At 72.1% G+C, this 3,185-nt stretch carries 3 protein-coding genes; all 3 read right to left on the reverse strand.

Annotated features, from left to right (window positions below; genetic code table 11):
* Nucleotides 1-252: 252 nt before the first annotated feature.
* Nucleotides 253-1,122: a 3-hydroxyacyl-CoA dehydrogenase family protein gene (locus J0670_RS33990; protein WP_207816182.1), complete on the reverse strand. Its 870-nt coding sequence runs from the start codon at nucleotides 1,120-1,122 to the stop codon at nucleotides 253-255.
* 245 nt (nucleotides 1,123-1,367) lie between these two features.
* Nucleotides 1,368-2,018 (reverse strand): response regulator transcription factor, encoded by a 651-nt coding sequence (locus tag J0670_RS33995; RefSeq protein WP_207816184.1) that lies wholly within the window; start codon nucleotides 2,016-2,018, stop codon nucleotides 1,368-1,370.
* Nucleotides 2,015-3,185 (reverse strand): sensor histidine kinase (locus J0670_RS34000; protein WP_243437915.1); only part of this gene is annotated, 1,171 nt, incomplete at its 5' end. The genes J0670_RS34000 and J0670_RS33995, both read right to left, overlap by 4 nt.

Below are 3,185 nucleotides of genomic sequence, written 5' to 3' on the forward strand. Positions count from 1 at the left end.
CGGCCCCGGTCGGAATGCCGGGTTCCCTCATCTGACGGCGGAGCAGCGCCACAGGTTGCTGGTTTCCGGCCAGATCTGAAGCAACTTCACTCGTCCGAGGGAATATACGCAGGAAGTCTCCACACCTACGCTCGATTCCCGCCCAAATCACCCGTCTGCGGCACCCGGCGTGAGGAAACTCACCCGCCCCGGGCGGAGCGGGCCGTACGACGCTCCGGTCGCACGGCCCACCTGGCGTTCAGCCGCGTCGGCTCACTTGCCCTCGTACGGGTAGAAGCCGCGGCCGCTCTTGCGGCCGAGGTCACCGGCGGTGACCATGCGGGCCATGATCTCCGGGGCGGCGAACTTCTCGTCCTGGGTCTCGGTGTAGATGTTGCGGGCGGCGTGCAGCAGGATGTCCACGCCGGTCAGGTCGGCGGTCTGGAGCGGGCCCATCGCGTGGCCGAAACCGAGCCGGCAGGCGGTGTCGATGTCCTCGGCGGTGGCGACGCCCGACTCGTACAGCTTGGCGGCCTCGACCACCAGCGCGGTGATCAGGCGGGTGGTGATGAAACCGGCCACATCGCGGTTGACCACCACGACCTCCTTGCCGACGCCCTCGGCGTAGGCGCGGGCGGTGGCCAGCGTCTCGTCGCTGGTCTTGTAGCCGCGGACCAGCTCGACCAGCTTCATCATCGGGACCGGCGAGAAGAAGTGCACGCCGACGACCGACTCCGGCCGCCGGGTGGCCGCGGCGATCCGGGTGATCGGGATGGCGGAGGTGTTGGAGGCGAGCACGGCGCCGTCCTTGGCGAGCTTGTCCAGCTCGCGGAAGACGCCCTCCTTGACGTCCAGCTGCTCGAACACGGCCTCGACCACGATGTCGGCCTCGGCGACGGCGCCCAGGTCGGTGGTGGTGGTGATCCGGCCCAGCGCGGCCTCGGCGTCCTCGGCGCTCAGCTTGCCCTTGGCGACGAACTTGTCGTACGAGGCGCGGATGCCCGCGAGGCCGCGCTGCAGCGCCTCCTCGGTGACGTCCCGCAGCACCACCGGGTGGCCGGCCTGCGCGGACACCTGGGCGATGCCGGCGCCCATCAGGCCGGCACCGATCACGGCGATCTGCTTGCTGGACGCATTGCTCATGGCTGGGTCTCCCGGATGCCGTCGCCGCCCCGCGGGCGGGCCCTGAAGGCGGCTCAGGGCAGGGGTCACCGCCGGTAAGAGCCGCGTCGCTCACGGCGGACTCTAGTGCCCAAATCCCCCGTGCAGTAGCGATCGAGAGTGTGATCTGCAACCGACCTGGTCGCTTGCTCAGCCCAGTTGCTCAGCGCAGTTGCTCAGCCCGTTTGCTCAGCCCGGTTGCTCAGCCCAATTGCTCAGCCCGCTGATCAGATGGTCAGGCCGAGGTCCTGGGCGAGGATCGCCGCCTGTACCCGGCTGCGCAGCCGCAGCTTCGCCAGGATCCGGCTGACGTGCGTCTTGGTGGTCGCCTCCGCCATCTCCAGCCGGGCCGCGATCTCCCCGTTGGACAGCCCGGCGCCCAGGCACGCCAGCACCTCCCGCTCACGGGCGGTCAGGCCGGCCACCGCCTCCCGGGCCTCCGGGCCGACGCGCCGCTCCGGGCGGGCGAAGGCGCCGATCAGCCGCCTGGTCACCGAGGGCGCCAGCATGCCGTCCCCGCGCGCCACCGTACGGATGCCCTCGACGAGGGTGTCCGCCTCCAGGTCCTTGAGCAGGAACCCGGCCGCCCCGGCCCGCAGCGCGCCGTAGACGTACTCGTCCAGGTCGAAGGTGGTCAGCACCAGGACCTGAGCGGCCCCGGCGGCGACCACCTGCCGGGTCGCCGAGACGCCGTCCAGCCGGGGCATCTGCACGTCCATCAGCACCACGTCGGGCCGCAGCTCCAGCGCCAGCCTGACGGCCTCCTCGCCGTCGGCGGCCTGTCCGACCACCTCGAACCCGGGCTCGGCCCGCAGGATCATCACCAGCGCGGCCCGTACCGCCGCCTGGTCCTCGGCCACCAGCACCCGGATCGTCATGCCCGCCCCTCGTTCTCCCGACCGCGCGGCAGCACCGCGCGCACCCGCCAACTACCGTCCCGCGGCCCGGCTTCGAAGCTGCCGCCGAGCAGCCCCGCCCGCTCCGCCATGCCCACCAGCCCGGCCCGGGCGCCGGGCAGTTCACGGCCCGGCTCGCCCCGGTACGGGCTGTCGACGGCGATCCGCAGCTCCTCGGACCCGAACTCCAGCCGCAGGCTGACCAGTCCGGGCCCGGCGTGCTTGAGTGCGTTGGTCAGCGACTCCTGGACGATCCGGTACGCGGCCAGCCCGACCGGCACCGGGACGTCCCCGCGCTCGCCCCGCTCGCTCAGCTCGAAGTCCAGCCCGACGTCCTGCCCGGCCGCCCGGGCCTTGCCCAACAGCGCGTCCACCGCGGCCAGGTCGGGCGCCGCGTACGACTCGTCGGCCTCTCCCCCGCCACTCTCCCGGAGCAGTCCGATCATGCGACGCATTTCGGCCAAACCCTGGACGCTGTTCTCCCGGATCACCGCCAGCACCTCGACAAGAGGGTCGTCCTCGGCCAGCCTCCGCCGCCGGGCCACCGACTGCGCACCGGTGGCGTGGATCGCGATCGCCGACAGGTGGTTGGCCACCACGTCGTGCAACTCCCGTGCCATCCTGGCCCGTTCGGCGACCACCGCCTCGCGCCGGTCCATCTCCGAGAGCAGCGCGGTCTGTTCGGCCCGCAGCCGCTCGGTCTCCGCCTCCTGCCGGTGCTTGCGCACCACGTCACCGGTCCACACCGGCGCCAGGAACACCAGCGAGCTGACCACCACGACCAGCAGCCCGGCCGGGAGGCCGCCCGCGAACCAGGCCAGGCAGGAGAGCACCAGCACGGTCGAGCCGCCGGTCAGGTGGAGCACCCGCGACATCCGCCGGGTGCCGTAGATCACCGCCGCGTACAGCAGATCGGTGTACATGATCATCGTCGCCAGCAGGCTCCCGCTGAACAGGCTCGCCGCGAAGGCCAGCCCGCCGACCGACACCGCCAGCACCGGCCGGGTGCGCCGGACCAGCTCCAGCCCCGCCATCACCAGCAGCGGCAGCGCCACCGACCACAGCGGCACCCGGTCGGCCCGGTCGTACACCTCGAAGACGATCAGCACCACGCCGCCGAGCAGCCCGGACAGGGCGATCAGCTGGTCC

The organism is Streptomyces sp. FH025 (assembly GCF_017427025.1).
Classification (GTDB): Bacteria; Actinomycetota; Actinomycetes; order Streptomycetales; family Streptomycetaceae; genus Kitasatospora.

Bases quoted from the DNA above. Each gene is read 5' to 3' on its own strand.
- J0670_RS33990 (WP_207816182.1), bottom strand. From the start codon at position 1,122: ATGAGCAATGCGTCCAGCAAGCAGATCGCCGTGATCGGTGCCGGCCTG.
- J0670_RS33995 (WP_207816184.1), bottom strand. From the start codon at position 2,018: ATGACGATCCGGGTGCTGGTGGCCGAGGACCAGGCGGCGGTACGGGCC.